The 21,697-nt window shown below is 42.1% G+C and carries 18 protein-coding genes and 1 pseudogene; 9 read left to right on the top strand and 10 right to left on the bottom strand.

All coding sequences use genetic code 11. The features are described 5' to 3' along the window. A pseudogene (locus H150_RS15220) lies at positions 1-809 on the top strand (DUF927 domain-containing protein); the annotation flags it as partial. Between the two features lie 697 nt (positions 810-1,506). On the opposite strand, the gene H150_RS0108990 reads toward H150_RS15220, so the two are convergent. Continuing rightward, a complete protein-coding gene (locus H150_RS0108990) occupies positions 1,507-1,767 on the bottom strand; it encodes a hypothetical protein (protein WP_155970515.1) in 261 nt (86 codons plus the stop codon). Between the two features lie 861 nt (positions 1,768-2,628). Here H150_RS0108990 and H150_RS0108995 point away from each other — a divergent pair. Next, positions 2,629-4,179, top strand: a complete 1,551-nt coding sequence (locus tag H150_RS0108995; protein ID WP_019958728.1) for an HNH endonuclease — start codon at positions 2,629-2,631, stop codon at positions 4,177-4,179. A 578-nt stretch (positions 4,180-4,757) separates the two neighbouring features. On the opposite strand, the gene H150_RS0109000 is transcribed toward H150_RS0108995, so the two are convergent. Then, the gene (locus tag H150_RS0109000) at positions 4,758-6,203 is read right to left on the bottom strand and encodes a DEAD/DEAH box helicase (protein WP_019958729.1); all 1,446 of its coding nucleotides are present in this window, start codon (positions 6,201-6,203) and stop codon (positions 4,758-4,760) included. A gap of 413 nt (positions 6,204-6,616) precedes the next feature. On the opposite strand from H150_RS0109000, the gene H150_RS0109005 reads away from it, so the two are divergent. Both H150_RS0109005 and H150_RS0109010 read left to right on the top strand, forming a co-directional pair. After that, positions 6,617-7,273 carry a nuclease-related domain-containing protein gene (locus H150_RS0109005; protein WP_026353611.1) on the top strand — a complete coding sequence of 219 codons (657 nt, stop codon included), beginning with the start codon at positions 6,617-6,619 and terminating at the stop codon, positions 7,271-7,273. Between the two features lie 316 nt (positions 7,274-7,589). Next, positions 7,590-7,862, top strand: coding sequence for a hypothetical protein (locus H150_RS0109010; protein WP_104931280.1), 273 nt, complete (start codon positions 7,590-7,592; stop codon positions 7,860-7,862). A 104-nt stretch (positions 7,863-7,966) separates the two neighbouring features. On the opposite strand, the gene H150_RS0109015 is transcribed toward H150_RS0109010, so the two are convergent. Together H150_RS0109015 and folE2 are read right to left on the bottom strand one after the other, a co-directional pair. Beyond that, positions 7,967-9,154, bottom strand: coding sequence for an aspartate aminotransferase family protein (locus H150_RS0109015; protein ID WP_019958733.1), 1,188 nt, complete (start codon positions 9,152-9,154; stop codon positions 7,967-7,969). Positions 9,155-9,285: 131 nt separating this feature from the next. After that, complete coding sequence (folE2, locus tag H150_RS0109020; protein WP_019958734.1) at positions 9,286-10,062, bottom strand: GTP cyclohydrolase FolE2; 777 nt, start codon at positions 10,060-10,062, stop codon at positions 9,286-9,288. Positions 10,063-10,346: 284 nt separating this feature from the next. On the opposite strand from folE2, the gene H150_RS0109025 reads away from it, so the two are divergent. From H150_RS0109025 to H150_RS0109035, 3 genes are all read left to right on the top strand, one after another. Next, a complete protein-coding gene (locus H150_RS0109025) occupies positions 10,347-11,501 on the top strand; it encodes a trans-sulfuration enzyme family protein (RefSeq protein WP_019958735.1) in 1,155 nt (384 codons plus the stop codon). A 198-nt stretch (positions 11,502-11,699) separates the two neighbouring features. Beyond that, positions 11,700-12,815, top strand: coding sequence for a DUF533 domain-containing protein (locus H150_RS0109030; protein ID WP_336234331.1), 1,116 nt, complete (start codon positions 11,700-11,702; stop codon positions 12,813-12,815). A gap of 98 nt (positions 12,816-12,913) precedes the next feature. Beyond that, positions 12,914-13,786, top strand: coding sequence for a hypothetical protein (locus H150_RS0109035; RefSeq protein ID WP_019958737.1), 873 nt, complete (start codon positions 12,914-12,916; stop codon positions 13,784-13,786). 76 nt (positions 13,787-13,862) lie between these two features. Here the strand turns inward: H150_RS0109035 and H150_RS0109040 are convergent, their stop codons facing one another. After that, positions 13,863-14,402 carry a hypothetical protein gene (locus H150_RS0109040; protein WP_019958738.1) on the bottom strand — a complete coding sequence of 180 codons (540 nt, stop codon included), beginning with the start codon at positions 14,400-14,402 and terminating at the stop codon, positions 13,863-13,865. A 192-nt stretch (positions 14,403-14,594) separates the two neighbouring features. Continuing rightward, positions 14,595-14,972: a hypothetical protein gene (locus H150_RS0109050; RefSeq protein WP_019958740.1), complete on the bottom strand. Its 378-nt coding sequence runs from the start codon at positions 14,970-14,972 to the stop codon at positions 14,595-14,597. A gap of 277 nt (positions 14,973-15,249) precedes the next feature. On the opposite strand from H150_RS0109050, the gene H150_RS0109055 reads away from it, so the two are divergent. After that, positions 15,250-16,464 carry an aminotransferase-like domain-containing protein gene (locus H150_RS0109055; protein WP_019958741.1) on the top strand — a complete coding sequence of 405 codons (1,215 nt, stop codon included), beginning with the start codon at positions 15,250-15,252 and terminating at the stop codon, positions 16,462-16,464. A gap of 132 nt (positions 16,465-16,596) precedes the next feature. Next, complete coding sequence (locus H150_RS0109060; protein WP_019958742.1) at positions 16,597-17,673, top strand: hypothetical protein; 1,077 nt, start codon at positions 16,597-16,599, stop codon at positions 17,671-17,673. A 62-nt stretch (positions 17,674-17,735) separates the two neighbouring features. Here H150_RS0109060 and H150_RS0109065 read toward each other — a convergent pair whose 3' ends face one another. From H150_RS0109065 to H150_RS0109080, 4 genes are all read right to left on the bottom strand, one after another. Then, positions 17,736-18,266 carry a GNAT family N-acetyltransferase gene (locus tag H150_RS0109065; protein ID WP_019958743.1) on the bottom strand — a complete coding sequence of 177 codons (531 nt, stop codon included), beginning with the start codon at positions 18,264-18,266 and terminating at the stop codon, positions 17,736-17,738. A gap of 25 nt (positions 18,267-18,291) precedes the next feature. Beyond that, positions 18,292-19,221 carry a radical SAM protein gene (locus H150_RS0109070; protein WP_019958744.1) on the bottom strand — a complete coding sequence of 310 codons (930 nt, stop codon included), beginning with the start codon at positions 19,219-19,221 and terminating at the stop codon, positions 18,292-18,294. 106 nt (positions 19,222-19,327) lie between these two features. Then, positions 19,328-20,194: an N-carbamoylputrescine amidase gene (gene aguB / locus H150_RS0109075; protein ID WP_019958745.1), complete on the bottom strand. Its 867-nt coding sequence runs from the start codon at positions 20,192-20,194 to the stop codon at positions 19,328-19,330. Between the two features lie 17 nt (positions 20,195-20,211). Beyond that, a complete protein-coding gene (locus H150_RS0109080; RefSeq protein WP_019958746.1) occupies positions 20,212-21,678 on the bottom strand; it encodes a Na+/H+ antiporter NhaC family protein in 1,467 nt (488 codons plus the stop codon). Positions 21,679-21,697: the final 19 nt, after the last annotated feature.

The following is a 21,697-nucleotide window of genomic DNA, read 5'->3' on the forward strand; positions in this document are numbered from 1 at the left end:
GTGAAAAGAGCATAAGCGGCTATGTAGAGCGTGGCGGACGCTTTCAATGGCAAGCTGGACAAGAAACCCGTTTACCGTCCATTCCTGCCAATGCTGGCAAAGGCTTGGGCGTTTTTGATACCTTACACGGCTTTGGCACAGGCAAAGACATGGCAGAGCACTTGAATGATGCCGTATTGCACAATTATGGCGGGGCGGGGGTGGCGTTTGTTAAGTATATTTTGCAACATAGCGACCTTGTGACCGAATTGGCCAAGCAATATACCGACACATTCAAAGCCACACTGCCAAACATGGGTAATCAAGCTGGACGCATTGCAAACCGCTTTGCATTGGTGGCAGCTACCTTGATGCTGGCGATTGATGCCAAACTATTGCCCATGAGCCATGATGATGCAATGCAAAGCATTAAACAGTGTTTAAACGATTGGATTGCAAGAAGTGGCACAGGCAACTATGAAGAGAAGCGTATCATAGAACAAGCGTCTGTCTTTTTTGAGCAAGCCGCCTACAATCGTTTTGTATCGCTGAATAGAGCCAACAACCACGAACATACACCGCCTAATTTTGCTGGCTTAAGAGAAGAACGGGGCGAAAAAGCACCCATGTATTACGTTTTAACAGGTGTCTTTGATGCTGAAATTAGCCAAGACTTTGACCGCCATAAGGTGGTAACTGTACTGGACGGCATAGGCTGGCTGATTGTGCCAAGTGGTAAACATAAAACCACAAGAAAGCGGTTTAACGGTGAGGTTAAGCGTTATTTTGTTTTTGAAGGTTCAGCACCGCCCGACCATGAAGAAGAATAAAACAAGCAACCGTCCACAATGGGCGGTTTTTTATTGCCGACTGTTTGCCGTCAATCAATGTTACACATGCGTAAAAAGTGGTGGTCACAGTGGTCACAGTGGTCACACCTTATTAAAAAATAAACAATATCCTTACATATCAATATATTGAGAAATATCATTATTTTTTCACTGGCTAAATGAGTGGTCACACAGTGGTCACACAGTGGTCACAGATTTGGCAAGTGTGACCACTAAAATGAAAGTGTGACCACTAAATAAAAAATAGTGGTCACAGCTAAATCCTTTACTGGCAAGGCTTTCATGGGCGTGTGACCACTGTGACCACTGTGACCACCACTTTTTTACACATATGCACATTGCTGCGAACTGGCAAGAGATAGCACCGACCAAAACAGCACTATGCTGGAATGTTTACAGGACGCTTAAGCCAATGGATGAAATAAACCGCATACAGGCGATTTAAGGCAAAGCAATGGCAAAGTATCCCTGTACCAACAAAATGCGCCTTACTGCCTAAAATAGCCGCCCAGACACCATTATCAAAATGCCATCACAAGAGCAATGACACAGCAAAGGACGACATCGGTTACTAATGTTTTAGTAGCCGCTTTCATAATAGAATGAAAAAAGGTTTTAACTGTCACAAAACTACATCTGTATTTGCTCACCAAATTTGGTGAGCAAAATAACATGGTTAACAGATGCCTACATCCAAGGCATATTTGTCATTCAATTGACTTGGCAGTAATGGCCATATATGGCAAATGTCAATTTCACCGCAGACCGTCAATTTGACGGTCATTATAGTGCCTATTAACACACTAGAAATCGCTACCGCGAACGCTAAAAATCGCTCTCCCGAAGTGAAGAAATCGCTCTCGGAAAACACCAAAAAGGCAGCATATCGCTGACCGTCAAATTGACGGTCAACGGTAAAATCAATCGCTTGCAACATAAATATGTTTTTTGGGCTTACAGGGCTGCCACTTAAAGCCATACTTACCAAAACTAAAAGTGATTCATATAGAAACGACTAAAAGCCTTTATACACACGCGTATAAAACTTATAAAATGTTTGAATTCAGGTGTAAGAAAGCCATGTACCCTTTTCCCCAATTCTGAGGAAAACCTATAATCAATTGACCTCATGCTAGCTATGTGTGAAGCATTAAAATTATATGTTTTTCCGATACGTCAAATTGACGTAACCCAATATCCACGCGCGTATGGAACTTATAAAAGTTTTGAATTCAACATATATTTTCATTTGGCCAATTGCCTGCACCTACACATTCAGGAGTTGTGATATCACAATACCTTTGTTCATAAGAACACCCTTTTCACTGACTGATTGAGCCTCTCATGTGCGCGTATAGAACTTATAAAATGTAGGAATTCATGGATCACTTCATATAGCTATTTCATGCCGATTTTGACCTATACCTATTTCACATCAAATTCATCCAAAACCCAATAACCACGCGCGTATAGAACTTATAAAAGTTTGAGTTAGCCCATCTTTAAATGGATTAAAAATCCAATGGCAAAGTATGAGTTTATTGGAGATCAAGATTTGACGATTTTTACTAAAAATTTAGTAAATGGCAGACCAACCAATGAATATCATATTTCGCAGGTATAGCTAAATTTTCTCTCTTTATTATGATTGCCTAGTTTTTAATTTTCAGTTAGCAAACAATAAAAAAGTAAATAATTCACTACTTAAATATATTATGATATAAGAATAATTAGGGTGCTTTTACGCAACATAATTTGTAAAAAGCTATTTCATTTTAAATACTTTAAGATACTTCATATGTCACAAAATTTATTTTTAGATGCATTAATCGGACGAGATGATTTCGAAATTCAAGATCAAGCTCAAATGTCTCAAGGACCACATAAAACTACTCTTGGATATAATGACTTTAGTATACCCGGCTTCTTTTTTGCCTCTTTAAGAAAACCAGATTTTCAACGAGAAACAAATGAATGGGATGTAGAAAAGGTTAAAGACTTGGTCGCTAGCTTCCTTGATGGTGATTTAATCCCTGCAATTATTCTTTGGAAATATGCTGATAGCTATACATTTGTAATTGATGGGGCTCATCGCATAAGTGCTATAGCGGCGTGGGTTAATGATGATTATGGCGATGGTAAAATTTCTCGAAAATTTTTTGATAATGCGATTCCAGAAGAACAAATAAAAATCGCAGTAAAGGCAAGAGAATTAATTAATAAAGAAATTGGCTCCTTTAAATCATTTGAAGATGCTTTATTTGACCAAGCAAATGCACCTAAACAAATTCAAAGTAGACTCAAAAATTTTGGCACCCGCGCTATTCAACTACAGTGGGTGGATGGGGATGCTAAAAAAGCTGAAGATAGTTTCTTTAAAATTAATCAAAAATCTACTCCAATTAGTGATACTGAGATGAGTATTCTCAAAACAAGGAGAAAACCTATCGGTTTATGTGCTAGAGCTATTTTAAGAGGGGGTCAAGGACATAGATATTGGGATAAATTTCAAGGAAAATCAGAAGAAATTAAAATTGAAGCTCAAGAAATCAACCAGCTTATTTTTCATCCAGCATTAGTTACTCCAATCAAAACTTTAGATTTACCTTTAGGTGGTAAAAATCATGCTAGCAATTCATTAAGTATGATATTCGACTTACTCACAACATTAAAAGTAGATGATAAAAATGATGATACTGATGGAACATTGACATTAAAAGCTTTAAAAGATATTAAAAAAATACTTAACGCTGTCAACTCAAATCATCCTTCTTCACTTGGATTACATCCAGCTATTTATATTTACAGTTCTATGGGGAATTTTCGAGTAAGCTCTTTTAATTCTATTATTGCCTTCACTAAATATTTAATTGAGCAGAAAAAGCAGAAAAGCTTCACTGAGCATCGAGAAAACTTCGAAAAAGCCCTTTATTCTTCTGAACATATTATCCAACAAATTGGTCGAAAATCACGTCAATCAAATAAAGCCATTGAACCACTTTTACATTTCTACATATATATTCTCGACTCCTTAGAGAAACAAATTTCTATTACAGATATTTTAGAAAAAGTTAATCAAAATCCAAATTTTCAATATATTATCCAAAACAGTATTCCCCAATTAGATAATGATTTTGAAATAGGTAATAGTTTTTCTAAAAGTATAAAGAGTGGAAGTTTTTTACGAGACGCCCTTCCAACTGCCGTAAGATGTAAAATCTGTAATGGAATACTTCATCAAAAATCAATTTCTATTGACCACATACAACGTAGGCAAGATGGAGGAAAAGGAGTTATTGATAATGCTCAGTTAACTCATCCATATTGCAATACAACTTATAAAAACTAAGTAATGTTTTATTTACTATTTCATATAAGTTATTTATCAAAATTATAATTATCTTCACATTTTAATTTTGGGGGCAAAATTGGGGGCAAGATAAAAACTGATTTCAAACTTTAATTATATAAATCAATATATTAAATATAAAGTACGAAAGACCCCGCCTCCACCAAATGCAGTAATCAAGGGTTATCAGTTATGCTGGTAGCCCTTGTTTTTATTGGGTTTCAGGCTAATTTCACACGCTGGAATGTTCTGCAATATGCTGGACTGCGCATCAAGTTTAGGGTAACAGACAACAAATACCCTATAAACTTATCATAAATTAAAATTATTAGGGTAACTTGTTCAAAGCCTTACCACATGCACAATGGCAAAGTATCGGACTGGAGATGACCCCATACTGATTATAAAATTATCAATATAAATAATGCTGCTATTCCTAAAAAGAGATAACAGCATTATTTGATGAGGCTTGTTTTATAGATTCAGGACAACAAACTGAGATATAAGTGCTAAACTTTTTTACTTAAATTCCTAGTCCCTGACCCTCTTCCTTAAAAACAAATCAAAAAATCCATCACTTACTTAGACTTAGGTCGAGCATGAGTGGTTTTGGCAGTATGACGACGCTGATGCGGCGTGCCATCTTTTGCTGGCTTCGAACGAGTTTGAGAAACGCTGACTGCTGCCCGTTTGTGGCTTTCGCTACGCTCTCCCTCACGCTTAGAAGTCACACCATCTTTTTTAAGCGTGTTTGGTTTTTTAGCATGACGAGGTGTTCGTGGTTTTTGTTCAGTAACATTCTCACGCTCAACAACATGATGGTTTTCTTTCGGCTGCTTTAATTTTTTTGGTTTTTTTGGCTTACGAGGACGAGAAATAGGCAAAGCCACTTGTGGCTTGAAGCCTTGTAACTCACGACGCTCAATGATATTACCAATCAAACCTTCAATACCTTCTAAATCTTCCAGCTCTTCCGCACATACCAAAGAAATGGCTTCACCACTGGCACCTGCACGACCTGTACGACCAATACGGTGAACATAATCAGCGGCTACATTTGGCAATTCAAAATTGACAACATGTGGCAACTGTTCAATGTCTAAGCCACGTGCAGCAATATCGGTTGCCACCAAGACACGAATATCACCGCTTTTAAATTCTGCTAAGGCACGAGTACGAGCGCCTTGGCTTTTATTACCATGAATGGCCATAGCGGTAATGCCTTCTTCATTCAGATAAGTTGCCAAACGGTTGGCACCATGTTTGGTGCGCATAAATACCAAGACTTGCTGCCACTGATTGGTCTGCAATAAATTGGCCAACATCGCTGGCTTGCGTTTTTTATCCGCAGGAATCACCCACTGCGCTACCGTATGAGCAGTGCTGTTTCGTGGACTGACGTCAATTTCGATTGGGTCATGTACCAAAGCACGAGCCAAATCCCGAATTTCTGATGAAAATGTTGCTGAAAATAATAAGTTTTGACGCTGATTCGGCAGCAAAGCCAAAACCTTTTTAATGTCATGAATAAAACCCATATCGAGCATACGATCGGCTTCATCCAACACTAAAAATTCTACTTGATCAAAACGCACTGCATTTTGTTGGTACAAATCCAGCAAGCGGCCTGGACATGCCACCAACACATCCACGCCTCGACGCAATGCACGCATTTGCGGATTGATACTCACGCCGCCATAAACCACAGCCGCTTTTAAATCTAAGTACTTGCTATATGCGGTGACATTTTCACCAATTTGTGCAGCCAACTCACGCGTTGGTGTTAATACCAACGCGCGGCAACGATTGGCATGAGCAGGTTGTCCATCTAATAAGCGTTGTAACATAGGCAAAGTAAAACCAGCCGTTTTACCTGTGCCTGTTTGGGCTGCTGCCATCACATCTCGCCCCGCAATGATGGCAGGAATCGCCTCAGCTTGTACGGGAGAGGGTGTGGTATAACCTTGTTCAGAAACCGCGCGCAAGATAGGTTCGGCAAGGCCGAGTTCAGAGAATTGAGTCATTAATTTGGTATCTATGGTAGTGCTGACTGAAGAGCAATGTAGGATGGTGCCAGCTACCAAAACTACTGAATGTTGAAATTCAACAAAGGCATGGACTGTACTGGAAACCCTTTAAAGCGTCCAGTAAAGAGACCAATAAAACCATATGATGTATCTTAGCGGCCTGTAAACTATTTATGAGCAAAGCTTCAATCCGCTCACACCAATACACTATAAATATTCATCAGATTCCAATTCAATATTCAAGCATCATGGTTTGATTGAGTGAATCAGCATGCATCTTACACATACTTCACCATATTTTACTTTTAACTTGGCTTATAAAAAATCTGAAAGACAAGAAGATTTTATATTGAGCCGCTAACACAGCAATGTTACATTGCCGCCATCTTAATCATGGCAAAAGAGACATCATGTTGACTGACCATCTTCTTTCTAGCTTATCCATTGCTTTTATCATCATTTTGGTTCTGCTCATCTGCATGACCATCTTCAAAAAAATCAAATCGCCTGCTGGTAAAGGTGCCATAGGCGAAAATTTATTAAAATTACATTTACGTAAGCTTGGCACTAAAAAATACCAAGTTCTCAACAATGTGACTTTACCTACCGACGATGGCACGACCCAAATCGACCATATTGTTTTAAGCCCTTTTGGATTGTTTGTCATTGAAACCAAAAACATGCAAGGTTGGATTTTTGGCGAGTCACATCAAGCCCAATGGACACAAAAGTTTCCCACTCAATCCTTTTCATTTCAAAATCCCTTGCGCCAAAATTACAAACACACACAAACATTGATTGAAAGCCTTAATTTAAAGCCCTCTACCGTCCACTCCATCATTGCATTTCACGAAAAAGCCAAATTTAAACAGCCTCGTATTCAAAATGTTTTGTATTTTAATGAAGTGGTTTCTTATATTCAGCAACATCAAAAAACAGTATTTTCAACCGCAGAAATATCCGCCATACACCATAAAATACAGGCAATAAGAAAACCCAATACCCGTAAAACTCAAAATGACCACATTCAACATTTAAAAAACAAACATACACCCAAAAAGCCTTAACACAATATTTAAAGCAACGCCTTTATCCAGTCTTGCCACAATCAATGCCTATGGATAGAACATCATCTATTTCACAAAGTGAAACCAGATGTTGTTCTATCTATATCAAATCCAAAATCCATTCATATATTGAAATATTTAATTCAAAACAATCTATTCTAAATAAAATATAAAATTTCAAAAAAATTTTCATATTTGCAAGATAAAATCATAAAACCACCAATTAACCAATATAACGTATCTATTCTATTTACAAAAATACTCATTTGTAATATATTTATAACATATCAACAATTCCACATTATAAAAATCCATCATGAAATTTTTAGTTTTAGTACCGATGCTTTTGGCATCCGCATCATTGATTGCAGCACCGATTACCTCTAACAGCAGCAGCAATGATTGGTCCAAAGCTTCAGCATCTGAACGCTCAGAATATGCCAAATATGTTATCAAAAGCTTAGACGGTAAATACCAAGCAGAGACTTTGATTAGCTGCATCACCAAAGACTTTACAGATTCTCGTAACCAAGTATTCAAAATCAGTAAAATTGCAGGTGGTTGTCATACCAATTTATCTGCAAAATAAATTGACTCAATGCATGCCACCTACTTAACAGGTGGTATTTTTTTATGCTTAATAACAAAAAAATCCCACCGATTTGAGATGGGATTCATATCAATCTAAATAGTCTATCGAGTCATAGCAATCGCATTTAAGATAATGTCTGCCGCTTTTCGGATTTGGTTTTCGGTAATGTTGACAGGTGGCGACAAACGGAAACTATACGGATGCGACAAAAACCAAAAACTAATCAAACCTTCTTCCAAGCATTTCAACACCACTTTGGTCACACGCTCAGCCGATGCCATATCAAAAGCAAACATCATACCAATACGGCGAATGGCAAGAATTTCAGGATTTTGACTGATTAAGTCTTCCAGTAATTGCCCCAAACGCTCAACTTCCACAAAATCAATATCCTCTTCAAACACATTCAAAGTCGCCAATGCACTTGCTGCAATCACAGGATTGCCGCCGAAAGTGGTGATGTGCCCTAACATGGGGTCGTGGGTGAACAATTGCATGTTTTCATAAGACGATACCAAAGCGCCAATAGGCAAGCCACCGCCCAAAGCCTTGCCCAAAGTCAAAATATCAGGCACCACACCGCTGTGTTCAAACGCAAACATTTTGCCTGTGCGCCCCATGCCACATTGGATTTCATCGAAAATCAATTGCGCTCCGACCTCATTACAACGCTGACGCAAAGCATGCAAAAATTCAGGCGACGACACGCGCACACCAGCATCGCCTTGCACCGTTTCCAAAATCACACCTGCGGTTTTTTCAGTAATGTATTGCAACGCAGCCATGTCATTGTGTTCTAAAAAATGCACATCTGGCAGCAAGGGTTTGAATGGGATTTTTTTGCTTTCATTGGCAGACACCGACAAAGAGCCATGTGTATTGCCATGGTACGAACCTTTAAACGCCAACAATTGCGAGCGGCCTGTAATGCGTTTAGCAAGCTTCAAAGCCGCTTCATTCGCTTCGGTACCTGAATTGACCGAATACACGCAATTGAGCGATGCAGGCAACATAGATGCCAATTTTTTAGAAAATGCCACAGGCGCTTCTTGAATGAATTCGCCATACACCATCACGTGCAAATATTGATCCACTTGGCATTTAATCGCATCAACCACCTTGGGATGGCGATGTCCTATATTGTTCACAGACACGCCTGCAATCATGTCCATATAGCGTTTGCCATCGGTGGTGTAAATATACAAACCTTCGGCTTTTTCAACATTGAGTAAATAAGGATGCGGATTGGTTGGAGCTTGGTATTGCAAAAAATCTTCTTGGCTTGCCATCGTTCTCACTCAAAAATCATTCATAAAATATGAACGATTGTAACACCATCATTCACATCACTCATGGCGTTAAAAAAGCGTCCTGTAAGCTTTACAGGACGCTTCAATGCTTTGAAAGCATTCAATCCATATTATGGATATTGAATCACCGCATAAGCGGAATGGTTGTGGATGGATTCAAAGTTTTCACTTTCCACTGTGAACGCCAGCACACGCTCATCGTCACGCAAAGTCGCTGCCACATCACGCACCATGTCTTCTACGAATTTTGGATTTTCATAAGCACGTTCGGTCACATATTTTTCATCAGGACGTTTTAACAAACCATACAATTGACAAGACGCTTGTTCTTCCACAATATCAATCAATTCATCCACTTGAATACCGCCTGTGTGAGTCAAATTGATGGTCACGTGTGAGCGTTGGTTGTGCGCGCCATATTGTGAAATTTCTTTGGAACATGGGCACAAGCTGGTCACAGGAATCAACACTTGCAATTGCGATTGGTATTGACCGTCTTTGATTTCACCCACCACACGCACATCGTAATCTAACAAGCTTTTAATGCCTGAAATCGGTGCGGTTTTACTGCGAAAATAAGGAAACGACATATCCAAGCGGCCTGAATGTGAATCCAAGCGTTGTAACATGTCTTGCGTCAAACGCTGTAATTGCGCTGCATCCAAAACCGTTTGTGCTTCATCTTCCATCAATTGCACAAAACGTGACATGTGCGTGCCTTTTTGGTCAGCAGGCAAAAATACAGTCATGGTCAAATTCGCAACAGTGGTTTGCGGACCACTTGCTGTTGCGATATGAATCGGGAAACGCAAATTTTTAATGCCTACTTGTTGAATCGGCAAATTGCGGCTGTCGACGCTGCTTTGTACGTCAGGAATAGCATTCATGAATGATGAACCTTTATGATATGATGCGTGCGGCTTTTTAATATGGGCTCAAAATAGCCGATTTCAATCAAAATCGGGACTACTCTGGCATAAACTCCGCGCTAGTATAGCAATAGCAAAAATAGTTGAGCAAATTAGTAGGCTTTAATAGTCGATAGTTTCTCTTTAATTGTCGATTTCAGACCATTTAAGCATGAGCTTATGGCTTCTAAGCCTTAGCCAAGATATGCAATAAGGTTTATGATAAACATTTCTTTGAACGATGTTGATGCGAAAGTTGGAACATGAAATTTGCCACCGAAGCCATACACAGCAGTTACGATCCTGATGACCACAACCGCGCCATCATGCCACCGATTTACCAAAACTCAATGTTTGCTTTAAAGGAAATCGGTGAAAATACCCCGTTTCGTTATGCCCGCGTCTCCAACCCAACTCGCCAAGTCTTAGAAGACACGATGGCGGCTTTGGAAAAAGGTCATAGCGGTATGGCATTTGCCAGTGGCATGGGTGGCATTGATTGTATTTGGCGCACGATTTTAAAACCCGGCGACACCATTTTAGCAGTGCAAGACATTTACGGCGGCGCGTATGATTTGCTGGTCGATGTGTACGCACATTGGGGCATCCAAGTCGTGTTTGCCAATTTGACCGAATTGAGCCAAGTCGAGCCTTTATTGCAACAACACAAACCTGCTTTGGTGTGGCTAGAATCGCCAAGCAATCCGCTTTTGCGCTTGGTGGATATTCAAGCCATTTGCACTTTGGCGCACCAATACGGCGCGTCGGTAGGCTTTGACAACACTTTTGCCACGCCTTATTTACAGCAGCCCATCACTTTGGGCGTGGATGTGGTGTTTCATTCCGCCACCAAATATTTGTGCGGCCATTCTGATGTGACCATGGGCATTGTGGTGGTTAAGGACGCTGCTTTGGCCAAACGCATGCGCAATATGCAAATCATGACAGGTTCCATTGCCGCACCTATGGATTGTGCGTTTGTCTTACGAGGCATCAAAACCTTGAGCGTGCGCATGGACAGACATCTGCTCAATGCCCAAATCATTGCCGAACGCTTGCAAACACACGCTGCGGTAGAAAAAGTATTTTATCCGGGCTTACCAACTCATGAACACCATGCTTTGGCGCAAACCCAAATGAATGGTTTTGGTGGCGTGGTGTCAGTATATTTGAAAAACAATACTCGTGAAGCCTCTAACCAAGTCATCAAAGCCTTGGACATGTTGCTCATGGCACCGAGCTTAGGCGGCGTAGAAAGCTTGGTCAACCACAGCGCCAGCCAATCGCACAGCGGCATGAGTACCGAAGTCAAAGATGCGTTGGGCATTCGTGAAGGTTTGCTGCGTTTTTCCATTGGCATTGAAGATGTGGAAGACATTTGGAATGACATCCAACAAGCCTTAAATGCAACTTTGTAATCGCTATATGTCAATATCAAGCGTCCTGTAAACATTTACAGGACGCTTTTTTAATTGTATAAAAACATACTCGTTCACATTTACCCTAGCCTCAGAAACACCCTACGCTCCACGCCATTCGCAATTTGTCACTATCTGCTCACATTGAGCGCAATATTCTGTCTTTTGCATGAAAAATATTGCAAAACATTGCCAGCAATGGCTTTTTACACGTTAATATGCAATTTAAATTTTTTGCGCTTCCCTTTTTTCGACTTTCAGCCACAGGAGTATTCCATGACCGAACAAGAAAACCAAGCCATCATGACCATCGCCGTCATGGCAGCATTTGCCGATGGTTCCAAACACAGCAGCGAGCGCAAGCAATTGAGTACCATTGCTTCGAGTCTAGGCTTAGACAATCAAGTGCAACTGCTACAAATCGACCAAGCCGTATTGCGCCAATTGACACAATTGCAAGACTTAGCCGCGCAATTGAACAGTGATGGTTCCAAGATGTTGGCATATGAAATGGCTGTGGGCGTGTGTGAAGCCGATGGCAACATCAGCACTGCCGAGCAAATATTTTTACAACAGTTAAAAGATGCTTTTGGGATTAATAATCCAGTTGACATTGAAAGCCATGCCTCAGACATTGGCAATACGCAGATTTCGCCACAAAACCAAGATATTTTTCACAATGCGGTCAACCAAGTATCGTTAGCAGGCACCACGCTCAATCAAGCGCCCACTTCTCCAAGCCCACTCAAACGCATCGATACCGATTTAGAAGCGGCCATCAATTCTCGCATTTTAAAAGCTTCTGTCATTAATGGTGCTTTGGAATTGTTGCCACAAACGGCAGCCAGCATGGCGATTATTCCATTACAAATGCGCTTGGTATACAGCATTGGACAAGAGTTTGGCTATGATTTGGACAAAGGGCATATCAAAGATTTGCTCACTGCGATGGGCGTGGGTGTGACATCGCAATACTTAGAGCAAGCTGGCATCAAATTGTTGGGTACGGTTTTGGGTACACTACGCAACAGTTTGGGCGGCAAATTGGGCAAAACTTTGACCAATGTGGTCGGCAAAGCGGGCAATCAAGCCATCAGCTCGGGCATGAGTTTTGCCTCGACTTATGCACTCGGACACGTTGCCAAAGAGTATTACGCAGGCGGTCGCCAATTCAGCACTTCGGTTTTGAAAGACACTTACGCGCGCTTGGTACAAGAAGGCGTGTCCATCCAACCGCAATACCAAGAACAAATCCGCCAACAATCCAAAACTTTGGACATGGGCAAAATCATGCAAATGGTCAAAGGACAATAAGAATTGCTTTGACTTAAACGACTGTCACCATCAATCATCAGCGTCCTGTAAAGTTTTACAGGACGCTGATTTAATTAATCCTTAAAAATTGAGCCGCCATGTTGTCACACCATTTTCACCTCAAACCCACCCCTTCTTGGCCTGCTTTAATCACGCTTAACAGCCTTTTGGCAATGGTGTCTTATTTCGGTGGCTTAAGTGTTTTTTTGAAAACCGTGCTGGTCATTGGTTTGTTTTTATTTTTCAAAGCCAAAGTCCAATCATTCGATGGCTATGTTCGGCGCTTTATGCTGATTTTATTTTTGGCGCTGTTGTTTTGGCCTTATGTGGTGCCCCAATCATGGCAGTCGCCCTTGTTGGTGTTTTTAGAATGGGGCTTCATTCCCGCCTTACTCATCTTGGTATGGGCAATAGATTATGCCAGTATGAAAATGCGACCTGAAAGCCATGTCGTCACACCTTATGCAACGGTAATCGCCCCTTTGGATTCGATGCGCATGCCTTTGTATGTCAGCACCATCTTATTCAGTTTGGCTTATACCATCAGTCTGCGGTTGATTGTGACGATGTTTACGAGCAGTTGGCATTGGGGTCAATGGATTGTGAGCGCATTGTTGGTCGGTTTCACTATTCTTTGCGCCCTTGCTCATCAAGACACCTTAACCAAACAACAACGCATTGATGCACAAGGCGGCGAATGGATGCGCATTGATTCAACTGGCATCCAAATGCAATCTTGGCACAACCCTAATATTGACAATGGTCTGAAACAAGGCTGCATGCAGCAAGAATTTTTTCCATGGCAAGACATTGTAATGTTTGATTATGCCAAAGACGGTGCCGTTGCAGCGATTAAAAGTAAACCGCCGCATTATGAAAACCGCACTTTGTACATTCCGCTGGTCGCACCGTTTTACAATTTGAATGAGTTATTTGAGTATTTGCAACAAATGAAACAAAAGTTTGGCTAAACACATTTGCATAAGCAAAAACAACACAAAAGCGTCCTGTAAACTGTTACAGGACGCTTTGATAAACACCAAGGCTTTAAAATGTGTTTTGCGAATCAGCTGCATCGGTTTCATTCAAAAAGCCTTCTTTGATGCTCTCAGGCAAACCCTTGTGCCACCATGCATAAATGGTTGCTTGAATGTGTTCGTCTTCTTCTTCGTCTTGATAAGGCTCATCGTCTTTACGCACCAATTGACCTTGTTCATTGAATTTGAACCAAAATTCCCACGGATCGTCATCGCCACAACCCCATGCTTGGGCTTGAATGTCTGGCAACAAGGCTAGTAAAAATTCTAAAATCGCTTCCATGTTTTCATCGCCCATAGAGCCATGCACAAAATGGGCGATGCTATAACCTTCATGGCGATAACTGCTTTCTGGATTCAAATCAAATTCAGGCTCATCCACTTGTGACCACAACTCTTGCGCCAAACTCGCACCTTGTTCGGCATTCAACTGTGCCGCCAAAGCCAACCAAGCCGCTTCGTTGTCTTTGGCACTCAAAAACAAAGCATCCAACACATCCATGGTGTTGGTATTGGGATGTTTGTAATACAAATTGCTGTGTAACTCCATGATTTGTCCTTTGAATATGCTGGTTGAGAATGAAACCAGCCACCAATATAAATCATTCACCTTGCGCCAACAGTGCTTCTTTGATGATGCGCCACGCGTTTTCAAGCATTATTTGCTATTTATCAAATGGCTTGAACAGGATTTTGAAGCGAAGCTCTGGAAAATGCAATCAAAGTTGGCTTAAGCAAAGTTTCAGGACGCTTCTACGATATAAACATGAAACGCATTAAAATCGAATGAATAAGCATAATCATCGGGCAAATAGCGTTGTAATAAACGCTCATACACTTGAATTTTGCGCACAGTAGCAGCATTGAAAGTGAAGTAGCGCACACGATAACGGCGCAACCACGCTTGCACAATTCCCACAACGTGTTTTAAAACCTGCCAAACAGGCACTTGATAAGCCACGTCTTCATAGATTTCATCGTCCATGAAATTAATCCAATCATCGGCTTTGGGAATGCGCACACGACGCGGGCGATTGAGTAAGGCAAAAGACAATTCTCCGTGATACAAACGCACTTCATAACGGAAATCTTGTACTTGAAAAGATTGTTGAAGATTCATGACAGACACTTTCTGAAAAAGGTTTTCATCGGTGCCAAAGTGAACACAAAAAGCGTTCAGCTCAGCCTTCTAGATTACCAAAAAACCGCGCCAAAGCCCAGTCTAAATTGCCACTTTCAGCCAATTTATTACACATTGAGCATTTTAAAACACAAAAAAATCTCCGACTGACTCAAGCAAATGATTTTGCCTATTCCCGAAAAGCATTTGACAGGCGTATACTCAACAATCTTATTGACTTAACGCTCTTGCGTCCCACATTGCAACAGGATACGCCATGAATTATCGTTTTTCAGATGCCAGTAACAACACGCCGAAATCTTTCATCCGTGAAATCTTGAAACTGACCCAAAGCGAAGACATCATTTCGTTTGCGGGCGGCTTGCCAAACAAAACCTTCTTCCCTGTCAAAGCCCTTCAAGAAGCCTCTGACAAAGTGTTGGCAAACGATGGCGCCAATTCATTGCAATATTCCACCACCGAAGGCTATTTGCCTTTGCGTGAAATGATCGCAGCACGCTACGCTGCTCGCGGTGTGAACGTAGATGTCAATCGCATTTTAATCACCACAGGTTCACAACAAGCTTTGGATTTACTCGGCAAAGTGTTTTTGAACAAAAACGATTATGTGTGTTTGGAACGCCCTAGTTATTTGGGCGCGATTCAAGCTTTTCAAATGTTCCAACCACGTTTTCAAGAAGTGGATTTGAGCCAAGACGGCATTGATTTGCCTGCTTTAGAACAAGAAATGCAACGCACAGATGCGAAATTCTTTTATGGCATCCCTAATTTCCAAAATCCAACTGGCTTGACTTACAGTTTACAAAGCCGCCAAGCGTTGGGCGAATATTTACAGCGCAGCGGCAATGTGATGGTTGAAGACGACCCTTATGGCGAATTGCGTTTTATTGGCGAACATTTGCCAAACGTGTATGCGTTTGCACCTGACAATGTGGTGTTATTGGGTTCATTCTCCAAAGTGTGCGCGCCCGGCTTGCGTTTGGGTTGGATGGTTGCCAATCCTGCGATTATGGAGCGTTTGGTGACCGCAAAACAAGCGTCTGACTTGCACACGCCGATTTTCAACCAACGCATTATGGCGCAATACATGCAAGACAACCCTTTGGATGAACACATCCAAACCATTCGCGATGCATATTTTGAGCAGCGCATGGCGATGGTTGAGGCTTTGCACGAATACATGCCTGAAGGCGTAACGTTCACTGAGCCTGAAGGCGGCATGTTCTTGTGGATTTCATTGCCAAAAAATTGCCCTGCGATGACTTTGTTCCCGATTGCAGTCAAACACAAAGTGGCTTTTGTACCTGGCGAACCATTCTCAACCGAAGGCAATACGTCTTATGACATTCGTTTGAGTTTCTGTGGTGCAGATGCGGCAACCATCAAATTGGGCGTTCAGCGTTTGGCTACTGCCATCAGCGAATTGACCAGCGCCAACACCAGCAATAACAATCAAACTGTCACCATCTAACAATAGATTCACAGCCATAATGACCAAGCGTCCTGTAAAAGTTTACAGGACGCTTGGTTTTTAACAGCTGAAAATGTGGGTGTTTTTTGTTACCATGTCTATCTTGATTGAATATTTTAAGATGAGAATAGAATGGCTATTTTGCGCTTACTCGGTATGTGTGCCTTATTCGGTCTAACTGCCTGCCAACCCAGTAATTCTGCTTCCAATACAGCCACCATTAAAACGCCTAATACCCAATCTGCCAGACCCGTTGCGCTGCCTGCGCATTGTGAAAACATTCCCTTACAAATGAGCGCCATTACCAATCGCAGCGAAGTGCAATCTTTGGCTGTGGTCAATCAAGCGTTGAAAAAATGTGTTGCCGAAGTGGACAATGCCACACGCCACCAATGGCTAGAAGACAGTTATGCCATGTACCAACGTTTTTTGGATTTACAGCTCACGCCCAAAACAGAAGGTTTGTGGGATGAGTTTTCATGGACACTCGAAGGCCATCCTGAAGAAACCGCAGACGAACGCCAAGCCCGTTTGCAACAACAAAAAGACATTTGGCCTAAGCTTAACGATCGCATGAAGCAAATGTCACAATGGTTGGGTCAAGAATACATCGACAATTTTTACATCGGCGAAGGCATGATGCATTTGCGCCGCTCACCGCAATATGTATTAGACATTTTTGCTCCATACATGCCCGAAGATGAAAAAGTTTTTATGCAACAATTGGGTCAAGAAAACCTGAGTTTAACAACCAATGACGCTGCCATTGTGTTGCCATGGTCTGAGTTATCCAAACGGGCTTTGTTTTGGGAGCAATACCAGCAACGCTATGCCAAAAGTCCTTACGCCAAATTTGCCGAATACCAATTCAAATGGTATCGCGCCGCTTTGTTTCATGGCACCGACAATACACCATTCATAGACCGTTTTTCAGATACGTTATTCATTGCACCAGAGGCCTTACAAACGCATCAAACACTGGCACAACACCCTCACAGCAGCCTAGCGCCCACATCGGAAGCGGCTTTAAAATGGATTGCACAATACAATGCCAAATGGGCAAAACTGTCTGACCATGACAAAGAAAAAGCCCAACAAGCATACCATCGTTCGATTAAAGTGGATTATCCTGAACCTTTACAAGGCTCATCTAAAAATCAATATTACGATTGTAGCAGCGATGCCGTTTGTCATCTGACAACTTATTGATTCAGGCTATACAAAAGCGTCCTGTAAACATATTTACAGGACGCTTATTGATGCTGAACAATTTATAAAAAATATTTGTACAAAGTCACCAATTGCAATTCTTGTTGTGGTTGTCCCACGCTTTCATCGCTAGGAAAAGGCTCTAATTCATCTGAAACTTGGTAACCACGACGCACATAATATGCAATCAAAGTATCACGCGCAGTAATCACAGTCATTTTGCAGCCTTTGATTTGTGGCCAAAAACCACGAGCAAAATGCTCCGCACCTGCCAATAGGCCTTTGCCTAAACCTTGATTTTGGCGTTCTGGATCCATCGCAAACATGCCCAAATAAGCAAAGCCCTCTTTTTCTTGTGCGGCAATACAGCCCAAAACAGTGCGTTGGTTTTCAGCATCCTCGCCTTCACGCAAGACCAACAATTGCACTTTGGCATCCAAAATCATCTGACGCACATCGTCTTCACTCACGCGCGCCCCTGTAATCAAGCCATGCTCAGTCGTCCACGATGTTTCACCACGATAAGCTTGGTTAATCAAATCAGTCAAAATCGCTGCTTCGTCCCAATTGGCAAAACCAATGCTCATATTCATTTTCTTCCCCTTCCAAACAAAAAAACTACAAACCGCGCGCCCATTCAGGTCGCAAATTGGCCAATTGCGGGCTGTCTATGGCGTGTTGCAATTGCTGTAACAATCGTGCTTGATCACGCCCTAATCGCCCTTTCAGCACCAAATAATTAGATGCATGATCGCTGCGAAAAACGGTATTGGGCAAATCCAATTGGCTGATTAAATAATACAACTCTAAAAACAACTCTTGCTGCGTCAACATTTCAAAATCAGGATAACGGCTTTTGAATCGCTCCAAACCCAATGGAAACGACACCACCAAAGTCGATAAAAATTCAGGCGGTGCGGCATTCATCAAGCGGGCTGAATTCAAAGCATGTTGCGGTGATAATTTTTTACCGCCCAAACCGTTCAAAATCATCACTGAACGCTTGATGCCTGCTTCGCCCAATTTTTCCAAACAAGACAAAGAACTGGCAAACGTTTCAGATTTGTTCACCAAACGCAAAACCTCATCATCGCCCGACTCACAACCGATATAAGCCAAGGCCAAACCTGCGTCCTGTAACTCTTTCAATTCTGCCACAGATTTGTTTTTCACATTATTGGGCAAACAATAGCTCGAAACCCGTTCAACATTGGGCAAATGCTTTTGAATGGCTTCTAAAATCGCCAACAAGCGTTTGGTCGACAAAGCCATCGCATCGCCATCGGCCAAAAACACGCGCCGCACAGGATACGCGCTCATGCGTTCTAAATTGGCAACGATGTCATCGTGCGCAAACGGACGGAATTTTTTCTGTGGCTGTGTGTACATGTCACAAAACGTACATTCATTCCAAGAACAACCATTGGTGACAGGCAAAATCAATGATTTGGCTTCGCTAGGCGGCCTGAAAACAGGTTCTATGTATTGAATCGGAAACATCATGCCATCTTCATTGTTAAAATCGACAGAAGTTTGATTAAACCACATTTGCCTGATTTTGACTAAGTTTGCACCTGCTCAAAACTTGGGTTTGCCCATTTGAAAATAAAAAGACATGACATTAAGTCATGTCTTTGACTGCCAATTCCATCTGTTACAGGACGCCATCTTTGCTCAATAAAGGCGCATAAAAATCGGTTCTGCGGTCACGAAACACGCCCCATGCTCGGCGCATACTGGCAATTTCATCCAAATCAAACTCATGCACCCACACACCTGCTTCGTCCCCGCCTTCGGCCACAATCTCACCAAACTGATCGCAAATCATCGAGCCGCCATAAAACGTAATGTCAAAATCGTCCTGAATTTCTTTGCCAATGCGATTCGAAGCAATCAACGGCATAATGTTCGCACCTGCATGACCTTGTTGGACACGTTGCCAATGACGTTTAGACGAAATGGTTGGGTCGTGTGGCTCACTACCGATAGCCGTTGGATAGAGCAAAATTTCCGCCCCCATCAACGCCATCGCGCGTGCACACTCAGGAAACCATTGATCCCAACAAATACCCACGCCGATTTTGCCAAACTGAGTTTCCCAGACTTTGAATCCTGTGTCGCCGGGCGAAAAATAATATTTCTCGCTATAACCGGGTCCATCAGGAATATGGCTTTTGCGATATGTTCCCAACACACTGCCATCGGCATCAATCACCGCCACAGTGTTGAACAAAGTTTGTCCTGCCAATTCAAAAAAACTGATGGGCAACACCACGTTCAATTCGCGGGCGATGGCTTGAAAATGCTGCACCGCAGGATTTTCTTCAGTAGCCGTAGCAAAACTCAAATAAGCAGGAATGTGTTTTTGACAAAAATAATTGCGCTCAAACAATTCTTGCAACAACACAATGTTCGCGCCTTTACAGGCCGCTTCTCGCACCAATGCCTCTGCTTTTTGAATGTTATCTTCTACATCCCAAGAGCAAGACATTTGTGTTATTGCCACACTGACTTTTCTCATTCAAAATCCTTATTTTTTTAAGCCATGATAAATGGCATCACCGCAAACAAAACCGCTGCGATGGCCGCGCTAATCATCACATAACGCAATTGTGTCAACGCATGTTCTATCGGCGTAATCTCACAACCGCGCGACTCCAAAACCGTTGAATCACCGAAGAAACACGCATGGCTACCAAAACCACCTGCCGAAATCAACGCACCCAAAGTCAAAGCCATGTTCGCATCCAATGCTTGCGCCAAAGGCACGATGATGGGAATGGAAATAGCATAAATGCCCCAAAATGAACCAGTGGTGAAAGTTAAAAATGCCAACAACACAAATGTAATCACTGGCAACAAATTGGCACTGATTAAAGGTTTCGCACTTTCAATGATGTAAGGTGCTAATCCCAATTGCTCGTTCACATCTTGCAACACAAACGCTGCAAAAATGATGGCAATCGGAGTGACCATGCTGCTAACACCTTTCATAAAGTGCTCGCACAAAGCGGGAATGCTGCCCAAACCTGCCATGCGATACGCCACCAAAGTGACAATGGTCGCGCCCATCACGCCCAGCAAAGTATCGCCCAAATACCAAGTCAAAACGATCATCACAATAATGGGCAAGAAAAAATGCCACAAAGCTGGTTTGGCTGAGCCTTCCAACTCTTCGACATTGGTTTGCAAAGGTGGATTGGTTTTGGCGGCCATTTCAGCGCGGCGCATCGCAGGCGACATTGGAATCAAGTTGTAAATCACCAATGGCACCAAAAATACCGCCGACCATGCATAAAAAATATACGGAATCACACTGATGTAAAATTTCAAGCCTTCGCCTGCTGCAACGGCATTGTTCGCTTCAAGCAAACCTGACACATAAATTGCCCACGTCGACAACGGCACCAACAAACACAAAGGCGCAGCTGTTGCCGCAGCAATATAAGCGAGCATGGCACGTGACACACCAAATTTATCGGTTAAACGGCGCGTGGCAGCACCCACAGTCAACACGCTCAAATAATCGTCTACAAAAATGATCAAACCCAAAATCCAAGCGGCAAACATGGATTGTGGGCGAGTTTTCACGTATTTTTCCAATAAATCACTGAATACCACTGTCGCTCGTGACACTTGCAACCACATAATCAGGCCGCCCATCAAAGCTGAGAGCAACATGATCCAACCCATCACAGGAGAGGCCAATACTTTTAAAGAACTGCCCATCAAACCATTGATAAATGCCAATGGATTCACATCCAACATCAATAAACCAATGATTGCGCCTGCACACAAAGGCTCCAAAGTGCGCTTACTGATCAATGCCAACGCCAATACACTCAAAACAGGTATCAAGGTAAAAATACCAAAAATGCGTTTGCCTTCCACATCGACAGGTGCCAAAGCATACACACCGCCAATCAACACCAAAATGACCGCCACAACCGTTAACAGCAATTTATTGTCTATGGCTGCCACATTCACATTGCGAAACCACATCATGATGTGTCTCCTCGCTTGG

Source organism: Vitreoscilla stercoraria DSM 513 (assembly GCF_000382305.1).
In the GTDB taxonomy this organism is placed as follows: domain Bacteria; phylum Pseudomonadota; class Gammaproteobacteria; order Burkholderiales; family Neisseriaceae; genus Vitreoscilla; species Vitreoscilla stercoraria.